The following is a 19,232-nucleotide window of genomic DNA, read 5'->3' on the forward strand; positions in this document are numbered from 1 at the left end:
ACTCCGCCCGTAAAATGAAACAAGGAATATTTATCCTCCAATGTATCTCTGATACAACGATCTAGCTTCCACTTCCCCGGAGACCCCGTGAATGATGGCCCTTCCATCTTTAAAGAGCACCAGCCGCTTGTTTTCAATATTTAACACCAGCAGATGCTGATTCGCTTTGGAAAGGTGCTTTTTATGAGCGTCCGCTGTACGCTCGAGTGACACCTGCATGTCCGGAAGAGGCTTCACTTGTACGGCATCCCTGCCGCACAACGTCTCTGCCTTGCTTCTCCCACTCCATGCGAGCGCTGGATACGTTGGCGATTCTCCGCAGGAGGGACAATGAACATCCTGAAGCGAGTCTACACGAATGGAAGAACTCTCGTTCGACCATACATCAAACGACCACAGCGTTCCGCGTAGCTGTTTAAAGGAATGAGTAAGCAGCTTCATCGCTTCGGTCACCTGCGTGGCGCTCACAAATTGGACAGCCGGGGCAATAATTCCCATCGTGTCACACGTTTCACCTTCCATCGGAATGCCCTTCATCAGGCAGCGCAGGCACGGCCCTTCTTCCGGTGTCACTGTATAGCTTAGTCCGTATGCCCCCACACAGGCTCCGTAAATCCAGGGAATCCGGTGCTTCAACGCTGTATCATTAATCATCAGCCTCGTCTCCATATTATCGAGTCCGTCAATAATAAGGTCTGCAGGCAGACAGTTTTCAAGCACGGCCGGATCTGCTTCGCCGACAATTATATCAATGACTGCGTTACTCCGGATATCGAGCAGCCGTCTTTTCGCTGCCTCCGCTTTCGGTGTATACGCTGCTGCGTCCGCTTCTGTATACAACTGCTGGCGCTGCAGGTTGCTTACCTCTACATAATCCCGGTCGATTAGCGTTAATCTCCCGATCCCCGCACGCACGAGGCTTTCAGCTGTTAAACTCCCTAGAGCTCCGGCCCCTATCACTATTACATGGGACTCCTCCAGCTTTTTCTGTCCACTCCGCCCGATTCCATGAAATAACCGCTGCCGGGAGAAACGTTCTTCTGTATTCAAATGCTGAGGCCTCCTAGAGGGCTGCTTGCCTGTGCATAAAATTTCTTATCAATTCTTCCTGCCTCTGCACCAAGAGTACCGGCTCTTATGGCCAGTTTCATCGCTTCAGCCATTTTTACAGGGTCGCCTGCTCCTGAAACCGCTGTGTTTAAAAGGATACCGTCAGCCCCAAGCTCCATGGCGTAAGATGCGTCCTTCGGGCTCCCTATGCCTGCGTCCACAATAACCGGCACCTTTGCCTGTTCGATAATATGCGAAAGATTGTATGGGTTGATGATCCCGAGCCCCGTTCCTATAGGAGAGGCTCCTGGCATAACTGCATGAACCCCGGTTTCCTGAAGCTTTCTTGCAAGCACTACGTCATCGGACGTATAGGCGAGAACCGTAAACCCTTCGTTAAGAAGCTGTTCTGAAGCCCGGAGCGTTTCCACCGGGTCCGGTAGAAGTGTTTTGTCACAGCCAATTACTTCTACTTTGATCATGTCACACATATTGGCTGCTTCCGCCAGCTTAGCTGTCCGGACCGCCTCTTCCGCTGTTTTGGCTCCGGCAGTATTTGGGAGAAGCCTGTACTTTGAAACATCCATCTGCTCAAATGGGTCCGGCTGACTGCTGTCAAATAAGTTCATTCTACGGACAGCAAAGGTCAATACTTCAGTTTCTGATGCTTCTACCGCCTGCAGCTGGGTTTTTGCGTCTTTATACTTTCCCGTACCGAGAAATAGATGTGAGTTAAATGTCATACTGCCAATGTTAAGCATTCGTTCATCCGCCTCCTACAAAATGAATGATTTCGATTCTGTCCCCGTCCTTCAAACCTTCTTCCTTGTGCAGTTCTTCCATCACAATAATCCCGTTTCGCTCCACCACCGTCTTCTTATGGGCTACTTGAAGCTCTTCCAGTAACTCGGCTACGGTTTGACTGTTCTCAATATTCTGTATTTGACCGTTAAGCGTGATTTGCATGAATGACTCCTCCTTTTCGTATTTTCGGATCCACGGCGAACAGCTGCTTCCAGTCTTCGCGAACGCTTTCCCCTTCAATCCGGGCAGCCATCCAGCTCCCACTCCGTGCTGAAAGAAGGATACCGTTTCTATAATGCCCGGTCATCACCCACAGGCCTTTGCTTGTTCTTCCCATATACGGCAGCCCGTCGCCTGTCTGCGGCCGGACACCGCTCCAGAATCTTTCAATCCCTGCATGCTTTAACCCCGGCACTAAATGCACGGCTGCTTTCATGAGCTTCTGCATTGAGGCTACCGTGACTTCCGTACTCGCGTCTCCGGGCTTCTCTGTAGCTCCGATAAAAATTTCTCCGTCCTTTTTAGGAACAATATACACTTCCGGAGTGTACAGGGTATGCTCCAAAGCAGCGTCCGGTAAGCGTACAGACAAGCATTCGCCTTTCACCGGATAGAGGCTGAATTCCCTCTCATCCAACAGACGGGCTCCGGCACTTCCTCCCGTAAAAACAACTTCATCTGCTTTGATGCTGCCTTCGCTTGTTTTCACTCCACAGACCCGGCCGTCAGCTTCTAAGAGTTGATCGACTGCGGTATTTTCCCGAATCACCGTTCCGTTGGCCTCCGCTGCCCTGGCAAGGGCCAATGTCCATTCATAGGCCCGGAGCTGCCCGTCTTTCGGTATAGACCAGGCCCCGTGGATGTGCTCAGAAAGCGCTGGCTCTTTGCTTCGCGTCTCCCGTGCTGAAAGCCATTTCGCGCCATAGCTGTGGCCTGATAACCGTTGATACTTTTCTGCTTCCGTTTTGTTCCATACCGGCTTCAGCATGCCATTATTTACGTAAGAAACGTCCATTCCACTGAGCGCTTCCACCTCCGGGACCAGTTCAGCAAACATAGCCCTGCTTTCGAGCGCAAATTCCTGAAAAAGATCTGAACCCTCCCACTCGGACTGCGCCCCAAGCATTCCGGCAGCCGCTTTCGAAGCACCGGCAGCTATGGAAGCTTTTTCGATTATCATAACGCGGCGGCCGCGTCTGCTTAACTGGTATGCAAGGGAACATCCCTGGACCCCCGCCCCAATAATAAGAACTTCAGTATCAACTTTCATTACTATCACTCCTTACCCTGGCCCGAAGCTGCTCTGCTGCCTCCCCGGGACAATCTCTTTCGTACAAAGCTGCGATGGCCGCTATCCCGGAGGCCCCGTTTTCTATGCACTCCTCCGCGTTTTCAGAAGTGATGCCCCCAATAGCAATTACGGGAATACGAACGCTTGTTACGGCTGCTTTCAGCGCCCCGAGCCCGCGCGGAGCCTTTCCGGGCTTGCTGCCTGAAGCAAAAACATGGCCAAAATAAAGCCAGGATGCTTCCTGTCGCTCACTTCTTTTCGCTGCCTCTGCGGAGTGCACAGACTGGCCCCAGCGCCCGTCAGCCGGGAAGTCTGTACGGCGCTCGGGCAGATGAGCGCCGGCCAGCTGATAAGCAGCAGCAAGCTCCGGCTCGTCATTTATTATAAGCTTCCCGGGACTTACTCCTTCTTCCAACGCCAGCTTCACAGCTGTTTCTTTTTCCTGCTTCGTCCACTCCGGTGCCCGTATATGCACATAATCAACGACGTCTGCCAGCTCCCTCGTCTTCCCCCACCACTCAGCCACCGGGATATCCGGCGGCGACACTGCGTGAATGCATGGCTTCGTCTTTTTATCCATAAAAAAGCCTCCTTCCAGAAGGAAGGAGGCTGCCTGTTAAAAGGTTCAACATGGCTGCTTCCCTCCGCTGGCTCTCCAGATCAGGTTCAAAGGGTTCCGGATCTTTCTCCGGTCTCAGCCTCAGCAGGCACCCCCAGCAAATATATATTTCCCCACAAAAAACCCCGCCTTCGTTAGAAAGCGAGGGGAGATAGTCGTATCAGCATCTCTTCCCCACTTCCCTCCGCTGGTATAATCCAGATCAGGTTCAAAGGGATCAGCTTTACGCCGTCTCAGCCAACAGGCACCCCTAGTGGTTCGATATTACTTATATCATAACGCGCTGCTTCGCTGCCGTCAATTTATCCCCAATCTTTAAACCTGAAAAATCGACAGTACTACCCATAAAGAAGGGACGCTTAAAATAGTCGTTACCAGCGTAATACCTGAAACGAGCTGGGGGTTGGAATCAAACTGTACCGAAATCATCGCCATAGTTGCTGCACTCGGCATCGCTGTAGAAACAACAAGCACAGTAGTAAGCGTGTCATTAGTCTGAAGCAATAACGCAATCAAATAAGCAAGCGCCGGAGCGAATACGAGTCGTAAAAACGTTCCAGCGCTCACGAGCTTCCAATCCATGCTTTTTACAGATATACGTGCAAGCTGCATACCCAGAATAATCATAACCACCGGAATCGCTGCACTGGCAAGCATATCAAGGGCTTCATAGTAGGTCGCCCCGATCGGTATCCCGGTCAGCTGAAAAAGGACGCCTGCGAGCAGGGCGTAAAATACCGGCATCCGCAGTACTGTGCGAAACGCATCGGCCGCATCCATATTGGTGCTGTTTGCAATATAGACGCCGACAGTGTTCATCAGCATCGTCTGGATGACCATAAAAACAATCGAATAGGCAAAGGCTGTATCACCGAAAGCAAAAGAAATCAAGGGAGCACCGTAATTGCCCGCATTCATAAATACGGTGGAAAGCATCATGCCGGTTTCATTTGCTTTTGGCCATTTGCGCAAGTAAGCCACCAGTTTGATCACGCCGGTCATTACCGCTAAAAACACCACGGAAAACAGAGCCATCGACAGCATGTCGCTGTTCAATTCCCTTTCATAAAACGTCCGGAAAACAAGCGCGGGCGTTAATACATAGAGAGCGACAGCTGACACCGGCCGAATGCCCACTGCCTGCCTTTTCTGCAGCAAATAGCCAATCGTAAATATTAAAATGATCGGGACCAATACATTGATCAGCACACCCATGCAGAGCCCTCCCTTCTTTCTTTAAATTTAATACACTTTAACGCCGGCCCTTTTCTGTCAGTAATCGTGCCGGAGCATCTGCTTTAAAATACGCTTCTCTTTACGTGATACAAGAATATACAAATAATCACCAGCCTGGATTACTGTCTCACCAATCGGCGTGACCAGCTCATCCTCCCGGACGATCGCGCTGATCAGCGCAGAGGCGGGAAATTCAATGCTTTGGAGCGTCTGGCCGACGATCGGCGTCGCTTCATTCGTTTGAAATTCCATAATTTCTGCGTTCGCTTTCCCGAGGGAGACCAGTTCCAGGGAATGGGTCGGGGCTTCCCGGAGCGGCCCGGACAAATGAAGCCATTTTGCCAGCGGAGCGATGGTCGCGCCCTGGATCAGCGCGGATGTGAGCACAATAAAAAAGACGACGTTGAAAATTTGGGTGCCCGATTCCACGCCGGCAACAATCGGATAGGTAGCCAAAATGATCGGCACCGCCCCGCGCAGTCCCGCCCAGGACAGAAATATATTCTGCTTCGGCTTGTAGCCGAAAAAAGAGGTCGACAAAAACGTGGCAAGCGGACGCGCCAAAAACATTAACACCGCTGATAAAATGAGCCCCATAGTGATGTTCGACCACGTCAGGATATCTCTTGGAAAGGCAAGCAGGCCCAGAATGATAAACATGCTTATTTGCGACATCCACGCCATTCCCTCATTAAACCGGTAAATCGGCTGGCGGTAGATCAAATCGGAGTTTCCTATCAAAAGTGCCGCTACATACACTGCCAAAAATCCGCTCGCACTCATGCTAGAGGTCACGCTGTAGGTTAACAGCGCAAACGCGATCGCAAATAAGGGGTACAAGCCACTCGAATCCAGATTAATGCGGTTAATCGTCCAGGAGGCTACCCACCCGAACAGACCGCCCATCGCAAGACCGACGCCCATCTGCCAGAAAAAAGCACCGGACAAAAGCCATACGTTGGGCGAATCGGCCAGAATTAATTCGATAAAAAACAGCGTTAAAAACACAGCCATTGGGTCGTTGCTGCCTGATTCCGCTTCAAGGGTGGAGCCCATTTTTTTATCAATGCTGCGCCCCTTCAAAGCAGCAAAAACAGCTGCGGCATCTGTCGAACCAACCGTAGCTCCGAGGAGCATCGCTTCAAGCCAGGTGAGGTCGAGCAGCTGCTTCGCTACGACTCCCATCAAGGCAGCCGTAAACAGCACGCCGAACGTGGCAAGCGTTACAGAAGGTCCGACGACCGGCTTGATATCGCGCCACTTTGTCTGGGTCCCGCCTTCAAATAAAATAATAATTAAGGCTATAATTCCAACAGTCTGGGCAAGCTGGACATTTTCGAAGTCAATGATGCCAAAGCCGTCGTTTCCCATGAGCAAACCCAGAATAATGAATAAAATAAGCGAAGGCACCCCGAGACGTGTCGAAAATTTTGTTACGACGACGCCTAAAATAAGCAGAAGTGCTCCTAATAATATAAACGAATCCACATTCGCATTCCCTTCAAACACTCACGGTTTCCTCCCTCCACCTGCCGCAGCTTTCTACTTCGGCTTTTCTATGTATTACTTGCATGATACATATAATTTTTGTGTAAAAAACCCGCACACAGACATTTTTATAAGAATGCTATACCCGAAAATGGGAGCATACAAAAAGCATGCTGCAAAAAACAGCATGCTTTCTGCCTCACCCAATCACATCATAGCCGATGGATAAGATAATTGCGAACAAAATGATCCATAAAATCCAGAACATGGCGTGTTTTCTGCCTGCCCGGCGACGAACGAACATCATTTCCATTACTCCGATAAAAACAAGGGCCAAAACACCTTTTACAATGGACAGGAGCGGGAAGCCATACAACGCCACCATGCCCGCGCCAGAAAGAACCATAATGACTACAAACAGCCGTTCAATCATCATCGTTACTTTTTGTTTCGGAAACAGGTAGCTGATCAAAAAGAAGATGATCAAAAATGCCCACGAACCGGAATGTGCTTCATACAAAATGCTCTGAAGATCCATATGCTTTCCTCCTTTTCACTCTTCAATTTGTTTCTTTTCCAGATATTTCACCTGCTTGTAACTATAATCAAAATAAAGCCTGGACTCAAGCCAGAAACAGCGTTAGTTCTTGAACGTTTTATGGCGCTATCAGCTTCAAGCCTACGACGGAGGACAGAATGACCGCAATGCTTACTATCCTGCCAACATTGGCCGGCTCTTTGTACCAAAGCATGCCGAACAGCGCGCTCCCTGCCGCTCCTATTCCTGTCCAGACAGCGTAGGCGGTTCCCATCGGAAGGGTCTGCATTGCAAGGGAAAGAAGAAAAAAACTCGCTCCAAAACCTCCTGCAATCATAAACAGCGGCCAGATGACCCGCTTTTGAATCCATTCATTGATCATAGAAACACCAATCATCTCAAAAATGCCGGCGCCGATCAAATACAGCCACGTCATCACTGTTGTTCCCCTCCTTCATTTGCCCTTGGCCTTCCGGAGGCCATGTGAAGCCCGGAGATTCCGGCAATCAGCATGATAATAAAGGCCATCTTGCTCCATTGGAACGGCTGGCCAAAAAATATCATATCAAGGACTGTTGTCCCGATCGTACCGATGCCGACAAAGGCTACATACGAAGTGCCTACCGGAAGATATTCGCCCGCCCGTATCAAAAAGAGAAAGCTCAATACAATAGCCACGAGCGTTCCCGCCCACTCCCATCCAGCCGAGGCGTGCTTCAAACCGATTACCCAGAGAATTTCAAATGTTGCTGCTGCCGCGACGTTTATCCACCCCACTACGAGTCCTCCTTACCGATTTCTTCTTATTATTTCCCGGAAATATTTGTTTCACCCCAGCTTTTGCACACGAAAAAACCCGGGAATTCTTCGCAGCGAAGATCTCCCGGGTTTTTGTCCCTCCGTGTCGCAAACGTTTCGTTTACGGGTTTTCTCTCGGACCAGTCCGGCTCTGCCGCGGAACCCTAGAAAACATTATGCCTTTCAGTATATCAAATTCACGGCTTTTGTCTACGACGAGGCATTGTCTTTGGAGGGGAACACAAACTCGACGCCATTTTCTTTGCGTTTTAATTTGGCGTCAAACGGCTTTTTGCCTTTAAATCCTTTGATCACCTGCGTCTCCCCTTTCTCACACAGCTTCTTAACCTGAGCCTGGGTGATTTTTTTCTTTAATAATGTTTTTGGTATGGTGAATTTACAGCCGTTTGCATATTCGCTGCAGCCATAAAAGGATTTTCGTTCCATCAGCTGCCCTTTTTGGCATACGGGACAAAGAGCGATCGGCTCTGCGCGCTGCGGCTGTTTTTTGGAGGCGGCCACCTGATCCGGATTGGTCTGCATATTCGTCATGCCTGCCGGCGCCTCTTCGACCAGCTTTTTCGTAAAAGCCTCGGTCTGCTTTAAAAAAGCTTCTTTATCTGCTTCACCGCTTCCGATTTGCTTTAAAAAGGCTTCCCATTTCGCGGTCAAAAGCGGCTTGGATAAAAGCGTTCCCTCTACTACCTCGCAGAGGGCGCGGCCTTTGGCGGTGACTTCCACGACGTTTTTCTGAATCCGGATATATTCCTGTTTCTGCAGCGTCTGAATAATAGTGCTTCGCGTCGCTTCTGTCCCAAGGCCTTCTGTTTCCTGCAGTACTTTTTTGGAAGCTTCGTCGTCTTCAATCCATTTGCCGCAGGACTTCATCATATTGATCAGCTGGCCTTCTGTGTAGGGCTTAGGCGGCTGGGTTTCTTTTTCAGCTGCCTGGACATACGCTTTAACCTGCTCTCCTTCAGTAACTGGAGGCAGTGTTTTATCCTCCTGCTCCTTCTTCTTTTTAGGTGTTGGAAACAGCTCCCTCCAGCCCAGCTGGCTGTCTACCCGTCCCTTGCTTTCAAAGATGAGGCCCTGGACCTCCGTTTCGAGCGTTGTTTCTTCATACACATAGTTCCGGTGAAACATCGCAAGCACGCTGTTCATTATTTCTTTGTATACCTGCTGCTGGGCCCGGTTCAGCTTTTCGAACTGGCCCTCGCTCAACACTTTCTTCGTTGGGACGATCGCATGGTGCTCCTGGACTTTACTCCCGTCTACAAACCGTTTCGAAGGCGTCAAGGATGCCGGTTCGAAGGAAGCGTTCATGCAGTCCTGCATCCGGTTCAGATTTCCTTTTAAGTAGTTAAATTCACCCGAAGTAATGTGGCGGGTGTCTGTTCTCGGGTAGGATACAGCTTTTAGCGGCTCGTCATAAAGGCTCTGGACCGTTTTCAGCACAGCAGACGGGCTCATTTTATATTTTTTGTTCATCGTCGTCTGCAGGCTCGACAGCGAATGAAGAAGCGGCGGCTTTTCCTGTTTTTCTTCTTTTTTTATGCTGCTGATTGTTCCTTCGGTATCCTTTTTCAAGCCGTGCTCCTTCCAAATCCGGAGTACTTCTTCCTTTGAGCCGAAGCGCTTTTTATACTTTCCTTTATACTCGCCTGCTTCCGCACGGAAGGTTCCTTCAAGCTCCCAGTAGGGTTCGGGCTCAAACGCCTCAATTTCTTTCTGTCTGTCGTAAATAAGCTTGAGCGTTGGCGTCTGGACCCTGCCGACACTGAACACTTCATTGATGCCCTTTTGTTTTAGCAAAAGCGTATACAGGCGGCTCGCGTTCATGCCGACGATCCAGTCGGAAAACTGGCGGGCCCGTGCCTCCTCATATAGCGAAAAATAGTCTGCCCCCTCCCGGAGCTGTTCAAAGCCTTTGTATACCTCGTCCTTTTCCAGGCTGTTAATCCAAAGACGCCGGATCGGTTTATGGGACGTTTTCGTATAATCAATGACGCTTCGTGCGATGTTTTCGCCTTCACGGTCACAGTCGGTCGCAATAATAATGCTGTCGGCTTCCTGCAGCATCTGCTTAACGACCTTCAACTGCTTGAACGCCCGCGGGTTCGGTTTGAAGCGGAAATGGGCAGGAAGCATCGGAAGTGTGTCGAGCGACCATTTTTTCCAGGAGGACTCGTAATCGGCCGGGGCCCGGAGCTCGAGCAAATGGCCGAAGCCCCAGGTAAGCACTGCCCCGTCCGGAAACAGACTGCACGGCTTCAGCCGCATGTACCCGTCCTTTTTCTCCTGTATCTGAAACGCGGCCGCATAGGCTTTTGCCTGCGACGGTTTTTCCGCTAATATGACTGGCATAAAGAAATTCCTCTCTTCGCTGATTTCTTTGAATTTCAAGAACATTTGTTCTTTATTATAAGGAATCTGTCACAAAAACGAAAGAAGGAGCCTGCCTTTCATATACTCAACTCCGTCCCGGCGTGATACACTAGCATTTGTGAAAACAATGGGAGGATGCTTCCACTCGAAGAAACCACCATTCGGGAGGAGAAATAAACAAATGAAACCTTTAAAACAGCACGGTTATGAATATTACGACTTAGCTGATATACTGCACGAAAGTTATAGCGAAGAAGACCTGGCAGCCTTAACTGCGGCCTTTGACGATCTTCCGGCCGACGATTATGCACCGCACCTGAATCGATACCGCCAGTACGGACGTGCCGTTATTTTCCCGGGCACCCACCGAATCGAATGGCTGCCGGAAACGGTTAGGGACGGTAAAAGCTACTACGATTATTTCCAGGGGTCGTTCAATCCGGAATATCCCGATGCGAGCCGCCGCTTTCCTGCCATCCCTGAGCACATCAGGCACAATCGGCTGCTTGAAGCACTGATCGCTTTTAACTTCCGCCAGACATTCTGGACGCGCGAAGATGCGCTCATGCCTTTTCATGCGGGAGTCCACTTTGTGAAGCTTCACGTTGACTCGAAAGAAGACGAAGCATTTTCATCGCCGAATACCTTGCACCAGGACGGAGAGCCGTTTACGTTCGCCCACCTGATCCGCCGGCGAAATATCGAAGGCGCCCGAAACGTTATTTCTGTACCGGAAGTCCGTGGGCGGATGCCGGAAGATGTAGAAAAAGATAAAATCACTGACTCCTTTTACATGACCCGTCCCCTCGAATCCTACGGAGTGTATGATCCGCTGGTCACTCATTATGTTGGCTCTGTACGCAAGGGGCCAGAGGACGGGCCCGGGGAGCGCTCAGCCATTTTAATTGATTACCAGCCAACCGTCGTTGCCAACCCGGATGAAATTCGCAGCATGCACGGCGATACCAACAACATGGATTATGTATAAAAGGACCCCCGGCGCCACAGACGCCAGGGGTTTTAAATGGAGAGCAACTTTTTCGGAGGCTGCTGTAAAAGCCCCCGGTGAACAAACTTATGCTTCTTTCAATGATTTCATTTTTCTGAAGAAGCTTCACGTTTACGCCCAAAATATAAAAGGCCCAACAGCATAAAGGCTATCATCAGTGCAGTTACAACAATGAGAACAGGTAATGCACCGAATTGATAAATAAATGGGATAGAAGCAGCCGTTACGAGACCGCCGCCCACCATTGGTTCAAATAAAATTTGCTTATAGCCGAAGGCAGTAAAGGCAGGGGACTTATTTTCAGGATCAGCCACCCTCATTAAGAGAAGCCCAGTCGCTGCCACGCCAGTAGACTGCCCAAAATCGCCAAGAGCTCTCTCAAACCAATACGATGGGATCATACGGGGCGCCAAATAGATAAAACCGAGCACATTCAGCAAAATACCCGAAACAGCTAAAATGAGAAAAGGCAGGAAATAAGTGCCTAGTACTGATAACTGCAAACTTGCCAGTGCGCTAACGATCAGCAGGTCAAGCGACAACCCCTGGATACGGTTGATCAGGCCACGGTCGATGATGTCAAAGCGATCCCATTTCGTAAACACCAGTTGAAGCAGAATACCGCCGATCATAGCTAGCGGAAATAAAGGAATGTATTCAAAGATATAGACTCCGCTCCATGCTCCCCACGTTACGGATTCCAGCCACACGAGTGCTTCGAGAAGCAAATATCCGGTAAAAACAGCAATAGCTACTAGAGCAACGTGAAAAGCAAGAGGATCGATTGAAGTGGGAGACGTGGTCATTTTGCCCGCAGCATCCCGTGCCTCATGCTCATTAATGCCTAACTGGGCGTCCACCGAAACATCTTCTGGTTTTTTGAGTATGTTTGACTTATTACGGCGCACACCCCAATTCAATAAAATGACCCCAGCGATAACTCCGGAAAGTACACCCACAGTGGCAAGGCCGATCGCCAGATCATAACCCTGCTCAAAGCCCAGCTGGGTGAATGTACTTTCCAGCCCGGCGGCTGTACCGTGGCCGCCCACAAAACCAATTTCAATCAGCGCCCCGGCAGCCGGCGGCAGGCCAAAGACCGGCGTCAAGAATAACAGGCAAAGACTGATGCCTACTACGTACTGCCCCCAGGAAAGGGTGTACCCAAAAGCAATCTGCGGCCCGCCGACCCTGAGCATTTCTTTCATGTTCGGAAGACGGAACCCGATGAATAAACAGGCGAAAACAACGTTAATAAGGAGGCCTGGCAGTGCACCCCAAACTTCAAGAATATCCGCTGTGAATAGCCCGTTTTCCAAAAAGCGGGATCCAAACAGCGATTGGTTAATCCTTCCTAAAACCCCAGGCCCAAGCAGGAGAGCTAAAAATCCGCCAATGAGGGCACTTGGCAAAAATAAACGCTGTAATAAAGGAATCCGAAGACGGACCCACTTTCCAAGAGCAAGAACCATACTAATAACAACTAAAGCCATTCCAATGACATCAAACGACACAATCGCAGCCCCTTTTCATTTAAAATAAATATGTCGGATCAACATCCATATGTACCATTACCAGGCGACAAAAACTCATTTTATCATACGCGGCCCTTCCCCGCAGTTCGTCTTAAAGGGTTACAAGTACAATTTTGATGAAAATGAACATAAATAAAAACATAAAAAAACCGAATGCAGAAAGCTGACCATTCGGTTTTTCGCAGATTTTGTTTCCGGTTCGCTTACTTTTTTGCTTAATTTACAGACGTTAATGACACCAGCTCGTATTCAATCGTTGTGCGGTGAGACTCCCATTCCACCCGGTGAATTACCGCCTTGCCAAAGGGTACTTTTTCAGCAAACGTATGAATTGGAAGCGGATGATCAAGCGGAAACATTTGATAGTTATCTTTGATCAACCGAAAATTTCTTTCATCCAGGCGCTCAGCCTGCTTATTCGTAATAATTTCCCAGTTCATTTCTACAGAAAAACCCATATGCGTCCCTCCTGCTCCCTTGACTGTATAATTTTAACGCTTTCTTTTCTATCTCCATTATGGCAGATTTTTAAGCGATTGTACGATCAGACCCCAAAATTTATCATTGTCAATATCTACTGCGATCTGCACCGGTCCTCCAGCAGTAGTATCGATGACCGTTTCCCCATACGTATGCTTTCCCGCTGTTTCCACTTTCACATCGGCGGATTCAAATGTAAAAAGGGACGGGGCCAGGCACACTGCCACCGCGCATGGATCATGAATTGGCGGAAGTGCCAGGTGGAAACGCTCTTCGTAAGCACGCTGGAAATGGTCAAGCAATTCGTACGTAAACTGGGCAGCCATAGTCGGTATTTCTTTGATCCGCTCCACCACAGATTCGGATGCTAACGCCTGATGGGTGACATCGAGGCCGCACATCGTTATCGGGATGCCGCTTGCAAATACGATCTCTGCTGCTTCTGCATCCGCATAAATATTAAATTCTGCTGCCGGGGTCCAATTACCGAACGTTCCGCCGCCCATGATCGATAAACGGCGGATCCTCCGGGCCGCCTTCGGGTTTTTCCGGCATAAAAGAGCAACGTTTGTGAAAGGGCCTGTCGCAATAACAGTAATATCCTCCTCCGAATGAAGCAAAACCTCCTCCATCACGTCTACGGCATGTCTCTCTTCCACCATATGTGCAGGTACTGGAAGTGCAGGCCCGTCAAGTCCCGACTCGCCGTGAATCGAAGGTGCATGCTCCGGCATACGGACCAGAGGCCTTCCTGCTCCTTCGGCCACCGGCACTTTGTCCAGGCCGGCGGTATCAGCAGCCACTAAAGCATTTCTTGTTGTCTTTCCAATATCTGCATTACCTGAAACGGTCGTCACAGCCCGGATATCCATATCCGGATGCCCCGCTGCAAGAAATAAAGCAATGACATCGTCGTGTCCCGGGTCCATATCCATAATTACTGGCGTTTTCATCTGCTGCTTCCTTTCTTTCTATAACTATATGTTTGTTCAAACCAAAAGCACCGCCAGCCGGCGGTGCTTTCCTGCTTCGGGTACTAATATTTAAAGTCCTGCTTCGTAGTTCAATTTTTTCGACATTTCCCGGAACTGCTGCTCGTCAAATCCCGGCGCAAATTCTTCCGGAATGTGGTCGAGGTTCGGAATTTCCCCGCCTTCCGGCGTTGGCATGTCGCTAACTACCTCGAGTTCGCCTGGCGGCCCAACCGGGGACGGCCCGTTCCAGATCCGGTCAAGCATTGTGTAATCATTATCACTGAAACGATAGAGCTTACGGTGCGCTCCCTTTGCTTCGTATTTGTGGGCGTGGTCATATTTACTGTTATCAAGGTCCGGCACTGGGAGCATTTTCGTTACGTCCACACCTGTTAATTTCTCCAGTGCTTTGGCGTAAGCCACCACGTGCACGCCGCCGCGCACAAGCAGATAGCCGCATAGTTCACGGGCAGTTTCGTTGTCAGTCATTTGATATACCCGCATCTTGTGCGTTCTGGCCCCGCACTCGAGATAGAAATTGTGAAGCAGATCGTTGACGAGGTTACCGCTTGTAAAGACGTTATCCCCTGTCCACGGCGCCCCCATCGAATCTTTCGGCACTGAATTCTGGCCGGCAAAAATAAAGCTTTGCGGATTCCTTGAATCCATAGCTTCACTAAGCGGGGTACTGTCCGGATTGGCCGGATCCTGGCCGCTTTGGTTTGTCGACCCCTGCAGACATAAATTTATTGTATTGGCAACCAGCTCTACGTGTCCAAGTTCTTCGGCTGTGATGCTTGCGACTAGATCATAAAATGGGCGTAGCTGTTTTTTGCTGCGGAAATTAAACGACTGGAATAAATAGTTGTTGAGCGTTGACATTTCACCGAATTTTCCACCTAAAAGCTCCTGTACGACGTTGGCTGAGTTAGCGTCTGGGTTACTGGGCGTCGGGAGGTCGATTTGCAGTTTGTCAATTCTCTTAAACACAATGATTCCTCCTATTAGGTTTAAATTCGTATTTCGCCAGCAAAATACACTTACCTATTTCCGTTCTTCCTTTTAAGCAAACACTAAAATTTGATATATTAACAATATTCATTCTTTTTATAAAATTTGTATCAATTATGAAAACCCCTGTTTTTACGGCTTTGCACTCATGTTTAAAAGTACAGGGGGACAGGAATAATGATAACTAGTTTCATTACGAAAGGAAGGATTACCCATGGATAAAAACGAAGCACAGAGACACGCATTTGACATTATCGACAACAACAAAGTGGGCGTACTTGCGACAATTGAGGGCAATAAACCCCATTCCCGTTACATGACATTCTACAATGAAAATTTTACCCTTCTGACACCGACGAGCAGTCAAACCCATAAGGCAGAAGAAATCGAAAAAAATTCCAACGTGCATATTCTGCTCGGGTACGACGGCGAAGGTTACGGAGATGCCTTTGTCGAAATCTCTGGAAAAGCCGTGATCCGCCATGACCAGGAGACGAAGGAAAAAGTCTGGACTGACAGCGTGCAATCCTGGCTCGGCTCTCCGGACAACCCGGAATACATTGTCCTCGAAATTCAGCCGGATTCCATCCGCCTGATGAACTCTAAAGGAGACACTCCGGAAGAAATCGACTTTTCTTAAGCAAAAGACAGCCCCCGCCGAAACATTTTCCGGCGGGGGCTAATTTTATGAATTTTTCCAGGCCTCCTGGATATCCAAATCTCCTGCAAGCAGCTCGACTGTTTTCCCCCGGGCGTTTTCAATGTCGAGGGCTGCAATCATCGTGCGGGCCACGTCTTCTCTGGAAATGTCTCTTTCTTCAGGATTAGAAAGTTTTTCTGCAAGTTCTACTTTCCCTGTACCTTTTTCAAACGTAAGCCTTCCCGGACGCACAATTGTGTAGGGAATCCCGCTGCTCTGCAAATGCTTATCTGCATTCAATTTTGCTTCCGCGTAATGTTTAATAGGTTCCTGAGGGTCGTCGACGCCGATACCGCTCAGCATAACGTAATGCTTCACATCCTGTACCCTTGCTGCATCAATTGTTTTCTTCGCTCCCTGCTGGTCCACGCTGACTGTTTTTTCCGGTCCGGTGGAGGAACCAGAACCAGCGGCAAACATTACAGCGTCCATTCCTTTTAAAGCGGTCGCCGTATTTTCTTCAAGGTCTGCAAGAATCGTGGATGCCGCTCCCATCTTTTTCAGCTCATCGGCCTGGGAAACTTCGCGTATCATGGCGTGCGGAGTGTGCTCCGGATGAGCTGCAAGCTGTTCTACCAAGAGTCTCCCCGTATGCCCATTCGCCCCTATAACCAGTACATCCATGTTATTGCCTCCTTTTTTACAATTGTTCCCTGCTATATGCAGTTTAAACGTCTTCGCCAGGCTTCTTCTCCCACTCGTTTTGTAGTTTTTTCTGCCTGCTTCCACCCTTTTTCCGGAATTTTCCCGGTCTTGAATAAATGGAAAGAACAACCGCCGAGAAAATGAGAACAATTCCGATTCCCTGCCAGCCGCTTAGCTTGTCCCCGAAGGCGACGACGCCAATCACAATAGCCACCATCGGCTCCACGGTGGACAAAATCGCTGCCTTGCCCGATTCAATATATTTCAACCCGATGGTAAATAATATATATGCAGCAATAGTAGAAAGCAGTATACCTCCTAACCCATACACCCACATCATCGGCTCCTGAATGGCTTCTTCATTTGCCAGCAGGCCGCTGAAAGGAACCATCACGAGGCCGCCTGCAAGCATCGTGTAGGCAGTAATCGTAATGGAGTGGTATTTCGGCGTCACAAATTTGCCGAGAATACTGTACAGGCCGCAGCACAAGCCGGAGAGCAGGCCAATCATAAGGGCCGCCAGCGAAAGCCCACCGGCTCCGCCGGGAAAAAGCCCGGCCACCAGTACACAGCCGGCAATCGTAAGCCCAATGGCTGCCAGCTTATTTATTGTGATTTTTTCTTTAAATACAAACCGCGATATGAGTGCTACAAACACGGGGCTTGTGTAAAGAAGGACGACCGCAATGGAAAGTGAGGCTTCATCCATGACAGTGAAATAACACCAGTTGAAGAGAGCTATGCTTCCGACGCCGAGCCCGATAAAATGCGGCAGATCATACCACCGGACCTTCAAAAGATACGGCCGGACCAGGGCCACAGCCAAAAATAGAATCAGGGCCGACCCGGCCATGCGAAGCGCCACTACCTGGCCGGGTTCGATATTGTACCGGTACATATTCTGTACGAACAATCCTGTAAACCCCCAAAACGAGGCGCCGGCGACGGCAAATAGATAAGCAGTGGATGGTTTCATTGCTCCTCCCCCTTTGTGTAAATCTTTTTCCTCTAGCTACGCTATCATCTCAAATTTCCACACCGGCTTTCTATATATTTTAAATTATTCTCAAATAGTATTGATCTTTCCTGATCTTAAATGTTTGAAAAAATACATCATGAGGTATATTATACATTGCTGTCGGATCCTATCCGGCAATTATGAAAGGATGGTTGCTATGCATACCGATTTTACAAAGCAGTATATTAACGGCTCCTGGGTGAGCGGCTCATCCAGTAAAACAATCGAAAATACCAACCCTTATAATGGCGATTCACTCGGAACAATAGCTTCTGCAGACGCTAATGATCTTGACCGAGCTTATCACTCGGCCAGTGATTATCAGAAAACGTGGGACGCCCACAGCCCTTCCGAAAAGCAGCAGTATCTCCACCGGCTTTATGATGTAATGCAGAACCAGAAGGAAACCATTGTAGAGTGGCTGATTAAAGAATCCGGAAGCAGCAGGCTGAAAGCGGAAACTGAATTCAATACAGCTTCCAACATTGTTTTCGAATCCACTTCATTTCCTAACCGTGTCCACGGCTCGACTGCTCCTTCGAATACGCCCGGGAAAGAAAACTATACCTTCCGTTCGGGCAAAGGAGTTATCGGCGTCATCGGCCCTTGGAACTTCCCGTTCCACCTTGCAATGAGAACAATTGCGCCGGCAGTGGCAACAGGCAATACCGTGGTGGTTAAACCGGCTTCCGACACACCAGTTACATCCGGCCTGCTGATTGCAGCATTATTTGAAGAAGCCGGATTCCCGGCAGGCGTGCTCCACGTTACCGCCGGACGCGGCTCTGAAATTGGCGATGCGTTCGTTACTCATGAAGTACCGGCGCTGTTATCATTCACCGGTTCCACCGAAGTCGGCACACACATTGCTGAACTCGCAGCGCAGAACTTAAAAGAAACTGCCCTTGAGCTTGGGGGTAACAATGCCATGGTCGTTCTTCCGGACGCTGAGGTGAAGAAAGCTGCCAAAGCAGCGGTGTTCGGTTCATTCCTTCACCAGGGACAAATTTGCCTCGCATTGAACCGCGTAATTGTTCATAATGACATTTACGATGAATTTGTCGAAGAATTTACCCGCGTGGCGAAAACGTTAAAAGCTGGCGACCCTTCGGATGAAAATGTAATCGTCGGCCCGATCATTAATGAAGAACAGGTCAAAAATATAGAAAAGCTGGTACAGGGCACGATCGACGCCGGAGGTAAGCTTCAGACAGAGTTTGAAATCAACGGCCAGGTTATACCGCCAGTTGTTCTTTCTGAGGTAACTAACGACATGCCGGCAGCAAAAGATGAAGTTTTCGGCCCTGTTGCAACATTAATTCGGGCCTCGAGCGAGGATGAAGCTATCCGGATTGCCAACGATTCTCCTTACGGCTTGAGCGGATCAGTCTTCACTCAGGATCGTTACCGGGGCATGCAGGCAGCGCGCCGTATTAATTCCGGCATGGTCCATGTAAACGACCAGTCTGTAAACGATGAGGCTCACCTGCCATTTGGCGGCGAGAAGCAGTCCGGTATTGGACGCTTTAACGGCGAATGGGTATTAGACGAATTTACGACCGAGCAGTGGATCAGTGTACAAGCTCAGGACCGTCCTTATCCGCTATAACACATCTGTAAATATGCAGCTGAAATTGTTCTGTTTCCT

19 protein-coding genes, 1 pseudogene and 3 riboswitches are annotated in these 19,232 nt (G+C 49.3%); of the genes and pseudogenes, 3 read left to right on the plus strand and 17 right to left on the minus strand.

Features of this window, described 5'->3' with window-relative positions:
- Positions 1-30: 30 nt before the first annotated feature.
- The 11 genes from ACTTK6_RS00070 to ACTTK6_RS00120 all read right to left on the minus strand — a co-directional run bounded on the left by ACTTK6_RS00070 (position 31) and on the right by ACTTK6_RS00120 (position 10,191).
- On the minus strand, positions 31-1,050 hold the full coding sequence (locus ACTTK6_RS00070; protein ID WP_094907520.1) for a ThiF family adenylyltransferase: 1,020 nt from the start codon (positions 1,048-1,050) through the stop codon (positions 31-33).
- On the minus strand, positions 1,047-1,811 hold the full coding sequence (locus tag ACTTK6_RS00075; RefSeq protein ID WP_079474969.1) for a thiazole synthase: 765 nt from the start codon (positions 1,809-1,811) through the stop codon (positions 1,047-1,049). Before ACTTK6_RS00075 ends, ACTTK6_RS00070 begins: the two co-directional genes overlap by 4 nt.
- 4 nt (positions 1,812-1,815) lie before the next feature.
- Positions 1,816-2,016, minus strand: coding sequence for a sulfur carrier protein ThiS (thiS, locus tag ACTTK6_RS00080; RefSeq protein ID WP_079474968.1), 201 nt, complete (start codon positions 2,014-2,016; stop codon positions 1,816-1,818).
- Positions 2,000-3,124 (minus strand): glycine oxidase ThiO, encoded by a 1,125-nt coding sequence (thiO, locus tag ACTTK6_RS00085; RefSeq protein WP_462832277.1) that lies wholly within the window; start codon positions 3,122-3,124, stop codon positions 2,000-2,002. The genes thiS and thiO overlap by 17 nt, the downstream gene beginning before the upstream one ends.
- Positions 3,114-3,725 carry a thiamine phosphate synthase gene (locus ACTTK6_RS00090; RefSeq protein WP_462832278.1) on the minus strand — a complete coding sequence of 204 codons (612 nt, stop codon included), beginning with the start codon at positions 3,723-3,725 and terminating at the stop codon, positions 3,114-3,116. The genes thiO and ACTTK6_RS00090 overlap by 11 nt, the downstream gene beginning before the upstream one ends.
- Positions 3,726-3,767: 42 nt before the next feature.
- Positions 3,768-3,870: riboswitch (TPP riboswitch) on the minus strand.
- 56 nt (positions 3,871-3,926) lie between these two features.
- Positions 3,927-4,026, minus strand: a riboswitch (TPP riboswitch).
- Positions 4,027-4,079: 53 nt separating this feature from the next.
- The gene (locus ACTTK6_RS00095) at positions 4,080-4,979 is read right to left on the minus strand and encodes an AEC family transporter (RefSeq protein WP_462832279.1); all 900 of its coding nucleotides are present in this window, start codon (positions 4,977-4,979) and stop codon (positions 4,080-4,082) included.
- A 57-nt stretch (positions 4,980-5,036) separates the two neighbouring features.
- Complete coding sequence (locus ACTTK6_RS00100) at positions 5,037-6,509, minus strand: potassium/proton antiporter (RefSeq protein WP_462832280.1); 1,473 nt, start codon at positions 6,507-6,509, stop codon at positions 5,037-5,039.
- A 178-nt stretch (positions 6,510-6,687) separates the two neighbouring features.
- Positions 6,688-7,026, minus strand: coding sequence for a DUF1516 family protein (locus ACTTK6_RS00105; RefSeq protein ID WP_094907525.1), 339 nt, complete (start codon positions 7,024-7,026; stop codon positions 6,688-6,690).
- 118 nt (positions 7,027-7,144) lie between these two features.
- Positions 7,145-7,462 carry a DMT family transporter gene (locus ACTTK6_RS00110; protein ID WP_079474962.1) on the minus strand — a complete coding sequence of 106 codons (318 nt, stop codon included), beginning with the start codon at positions 7,460-7,462 and terminating at the stop codon, positions 7,145-7,147.
- Complete coding sequence (locus ACTTK6_RS00115) at positions 7,462-7,803, minus strand: DMT family transporter (RefSeq protein WP_094907526.1); 342 nt, start codon at positions 7,801-7,803, stop codon at positions 7,462-7,464. Before ACTTK6_RS00115 ends, ACTTK6_RS00110 begins: the two co-directional genes overlap by 1 nt.
- 101 nt (positions 7,804-7,904) lie before the next feature.
- Positions 7,905-8,003, minus strand: a riboswitch (guanidine-I (ykkC/yxkD leader).
- A gap of 31 nt (positions 8,004-8,034) precedes the next feature.
- A complete protein-coding gene (locus ACTTK6_RS00120; RefSeq protein ID WP_462832281.1) occupies positions 8,035-10,191 on the minus strand; it encodes a type IA DNA topoisomerase in 2,157 nt (718 codons plus the stop codon).
- A 202-nt stretch (positions 10,192-10,393) separates the two neighbouring features.
- On the opposite strand from ACTTK6_RS00120, the gene ACTTK6_RS00125 reads away from it, so the two are divergent.
- Entirely contained in the window at positions 10,394-11,200 is an 807-nt protein-coding gene (locus ACTTK6_RS00125; RefSeq protein WP_094907528.1) for a 2OG-Fe dioxygenase family protein, read from the plus strand.
- A gap of 458 nt (positions 11,201-11,658) precedes the next feature.
- Here ACTTK6_RS00125 and ACTTK6_RS00130 read toward each other — a convergent pair.
- The 4 genes and pseudogenes from ACTTK6_RS00130 to ACTTK6_RS00145 form a co-directional block, all read right to left on the minus strand.
- Positions 11,659-12,714, minus strand: a pseudogene (locus ACTTK6_RS00130) (sodium/glutamate symporter); the annotation flags it as partial.
- A gap of 257 nt (positions 12,715-12,971) precedes the next feature.
- Positions 12,972-13,214: a DUF2584 family protein gene (locus ACTTK6_RS00135; RefSeq protein ID WP_079474957.1), complete on the minus strand. Its 243-nt coding sequence runs from the start codon at positions 13,212-13,214 to the stop codon at positions 12,972-12,974.
- Positions 13,215-13,271: 57 nt separating this feature from the next.
- Complete coding sequence (locus ACTTK6_RS00140) at positions 13,272-14,189, minus strand: nucleoside hydrolase (RefSeq protein ID WP_462832282.1); 918 nt, start codon at positions 14,187-14,189, stop codon at positions 13,272-13,274.
- A gap of 90 nt (positions 14,190-14,279) precedes the next feature.
- Entirely contained in the window at positions 14,280-15,200 is a 921-nt protein-coding gene (locus ACTTK6_RS00145; RefSeq protein ID WP_342351580.1) for a manganese catalase family protein, read from the minus strand.
- Between the two features lie 235 nt (positions 15,201-15,435).
- On the opposite strand from ACTTK6_RS00145, the gene ACTTK6_RS00150 reads away from it, so the two are divergent.
- Positions 15,436-15,861 (plus strand): pyridoxamine 5'-phosphate oxidase family protein, encoded by a 426-nt coding sequence (locus ACTTK6_RS00150; RefSeq protein WP_079474954.1) that lies wholly within the window; start codon positions 15,436-15,438, stop codon positions 15,859-15,861.
- A 45-nt stretch (positions 15,862-15,906) separates the two neighbouring features.
- On the opposite strand, the gene ACTTK6_RS00155 is transcribed toward ACTTK6_RS00150, so the two are convergent.
- Positions 15,907-16,545 (minus strand): SDR family oxidoreductase, encoded by a 639-nt coding sequence (locus ACTTK6_RS00155; RefSeq protein ID WP_462832283.1) that lies wholly within the window; start codon positions 16,543-16,545, stop codon positions 15,907-15,909.
- Positions 16,546-16,588: 43 nt separating this feature from the next.
- Positions 16,589-17,542 (minus strand): DMT family transporter, encoded by a 954-nt coding sequence (locus tag ACTTK6_RS00160; RefSeq protein WP_462832284.1) that lies wholly within the window; start codon positions 17,540-17,542, stop codon positions 16,589-16,591.
- 199 nt (positions 17,543-17,741) lie between these two features.
- On the opposite strand from ACTTK6_RS00160, the gene ACTTK6_RS00165 reads away from it, so the two are divergent.
- Positions 17,742-19,193 carry an aldehyde dehydrogenase family protein gene (locus tag ACTTK6_RS00165; RefSeq protein WP_462832285.1) on the plus strand — a complete coding sequence of 484 codons (1,452 nt, stop codon included), beginning with the start codon at positions 17,742-17,744 and terminating at the stop codon, positions 19,191-19,193.
- The last annotated feature ends 39 nt before the right edge of the window (positions 19,194-19,232 follow it).

The organism is Marinococcus salis, assembly GCF_054971365.1.

Coding starts and splice junctions, on each gene's coding strand:
- ACTTK6_RS00075 (WP_079474969.1), bottom strand. CDS start 1,811: ATGCTTAACATTGGCAGTATGACATTTAACTCACATCTATTTCTCGGT.
- thiS (WP_079474968.1), bottom strand. CDS start 2,016: ATGCAAATCACGCTTAACGGTCAAATACAGAATATTGAGAACAGTCAA.
- thiO (WP_462832277.1), bottom strand. CDS start 3,124: ATGAAAGTTGATACTGAAGTTCTTATTATTGGGGCGGGGGTCCAGGGA.
- ACTTK6_RS00090 (WP_462832278.1), bottom strand. CDS start 3,725: ATGGATAAAAAGACGAAGCCATGCATTCACGCAGTGTCGCCGCCGGAT.
- ACTTK6_RS00095 (WP_462832279.1), bottom strand. CDS start 4,979: ATGGGTGTGCTGATCAATGTATTGGTCCCGATCATTTTAATATTTACG.
- ACTTK6_RS00105 (WP_094907525.1), bottom strand. CDS start 7,026: ATGGATCTTCAGAGCATTTTGTATGAAGCACATTCCGGTTCGTGGGCA.
- ACTTK6_RS00110 (WP_079474962.1), bottom strand. CDS start 7,462: ATGACGTGGCTGTATTTGATCGGCGCCGGCATTTTTGAGATGATTGGT.
- ACTTK6_RS00120 (WP_462832281.1), bottom strand. CDS start 10,191: ATGCCAGTCATATTAGCGGAAAAACCGTCGCAGGCAAAAGCCTATGCG.
- ACTTK6_RS00125 (WP_094907528.1), top strand. CDS start 10,394: ATGAAACCTTTAAAACAGCACGGTTATGAATATTACGACTTAGCTGAT.
- ACTTK6_RS00135 (WP_079474957.1), bottom strand. CDS start 13,214: ATGGGTTTTTCTGTAGAAATGAACTGGGAAATTATTACGAATAAGCAG.
- ACTTK6_RS00140 (WP_462832282.1), bottom strand. CDS start 14,189: ATGAAAACGCCAGTAATTATGGATATGGACCCGGGACACGACGATGTC.
- ACTTK6_RS00150 (WP_079474954.1), top strand. CDS start 15,436: ATGGATAAAAACGAAGCACAGAGACACGCATTTGACATTATCGACAAC.
- ACTTK6_RS00155 (WP_462832283.1), bottom strand. CDS start 16,545: ATGGATGTACTGGTTATAGGGGCGAATGGGCATACGGGGAGACTCTTG.
- ACTTK6_RS00160 (WP_462832284.1), bottom strand. CDS start 17,542: ATGAAACCATCCACTGCTTATCTATTTGCCGTCGCCGGCGCCTCGTTT.
- ACTTK6_RS00165 (WP_462832285.1), top strand. CDS start 17,742: ATGCATACCGATTTTACAAAGCAGTATATTAACGGCTCCTGGGTGAGC.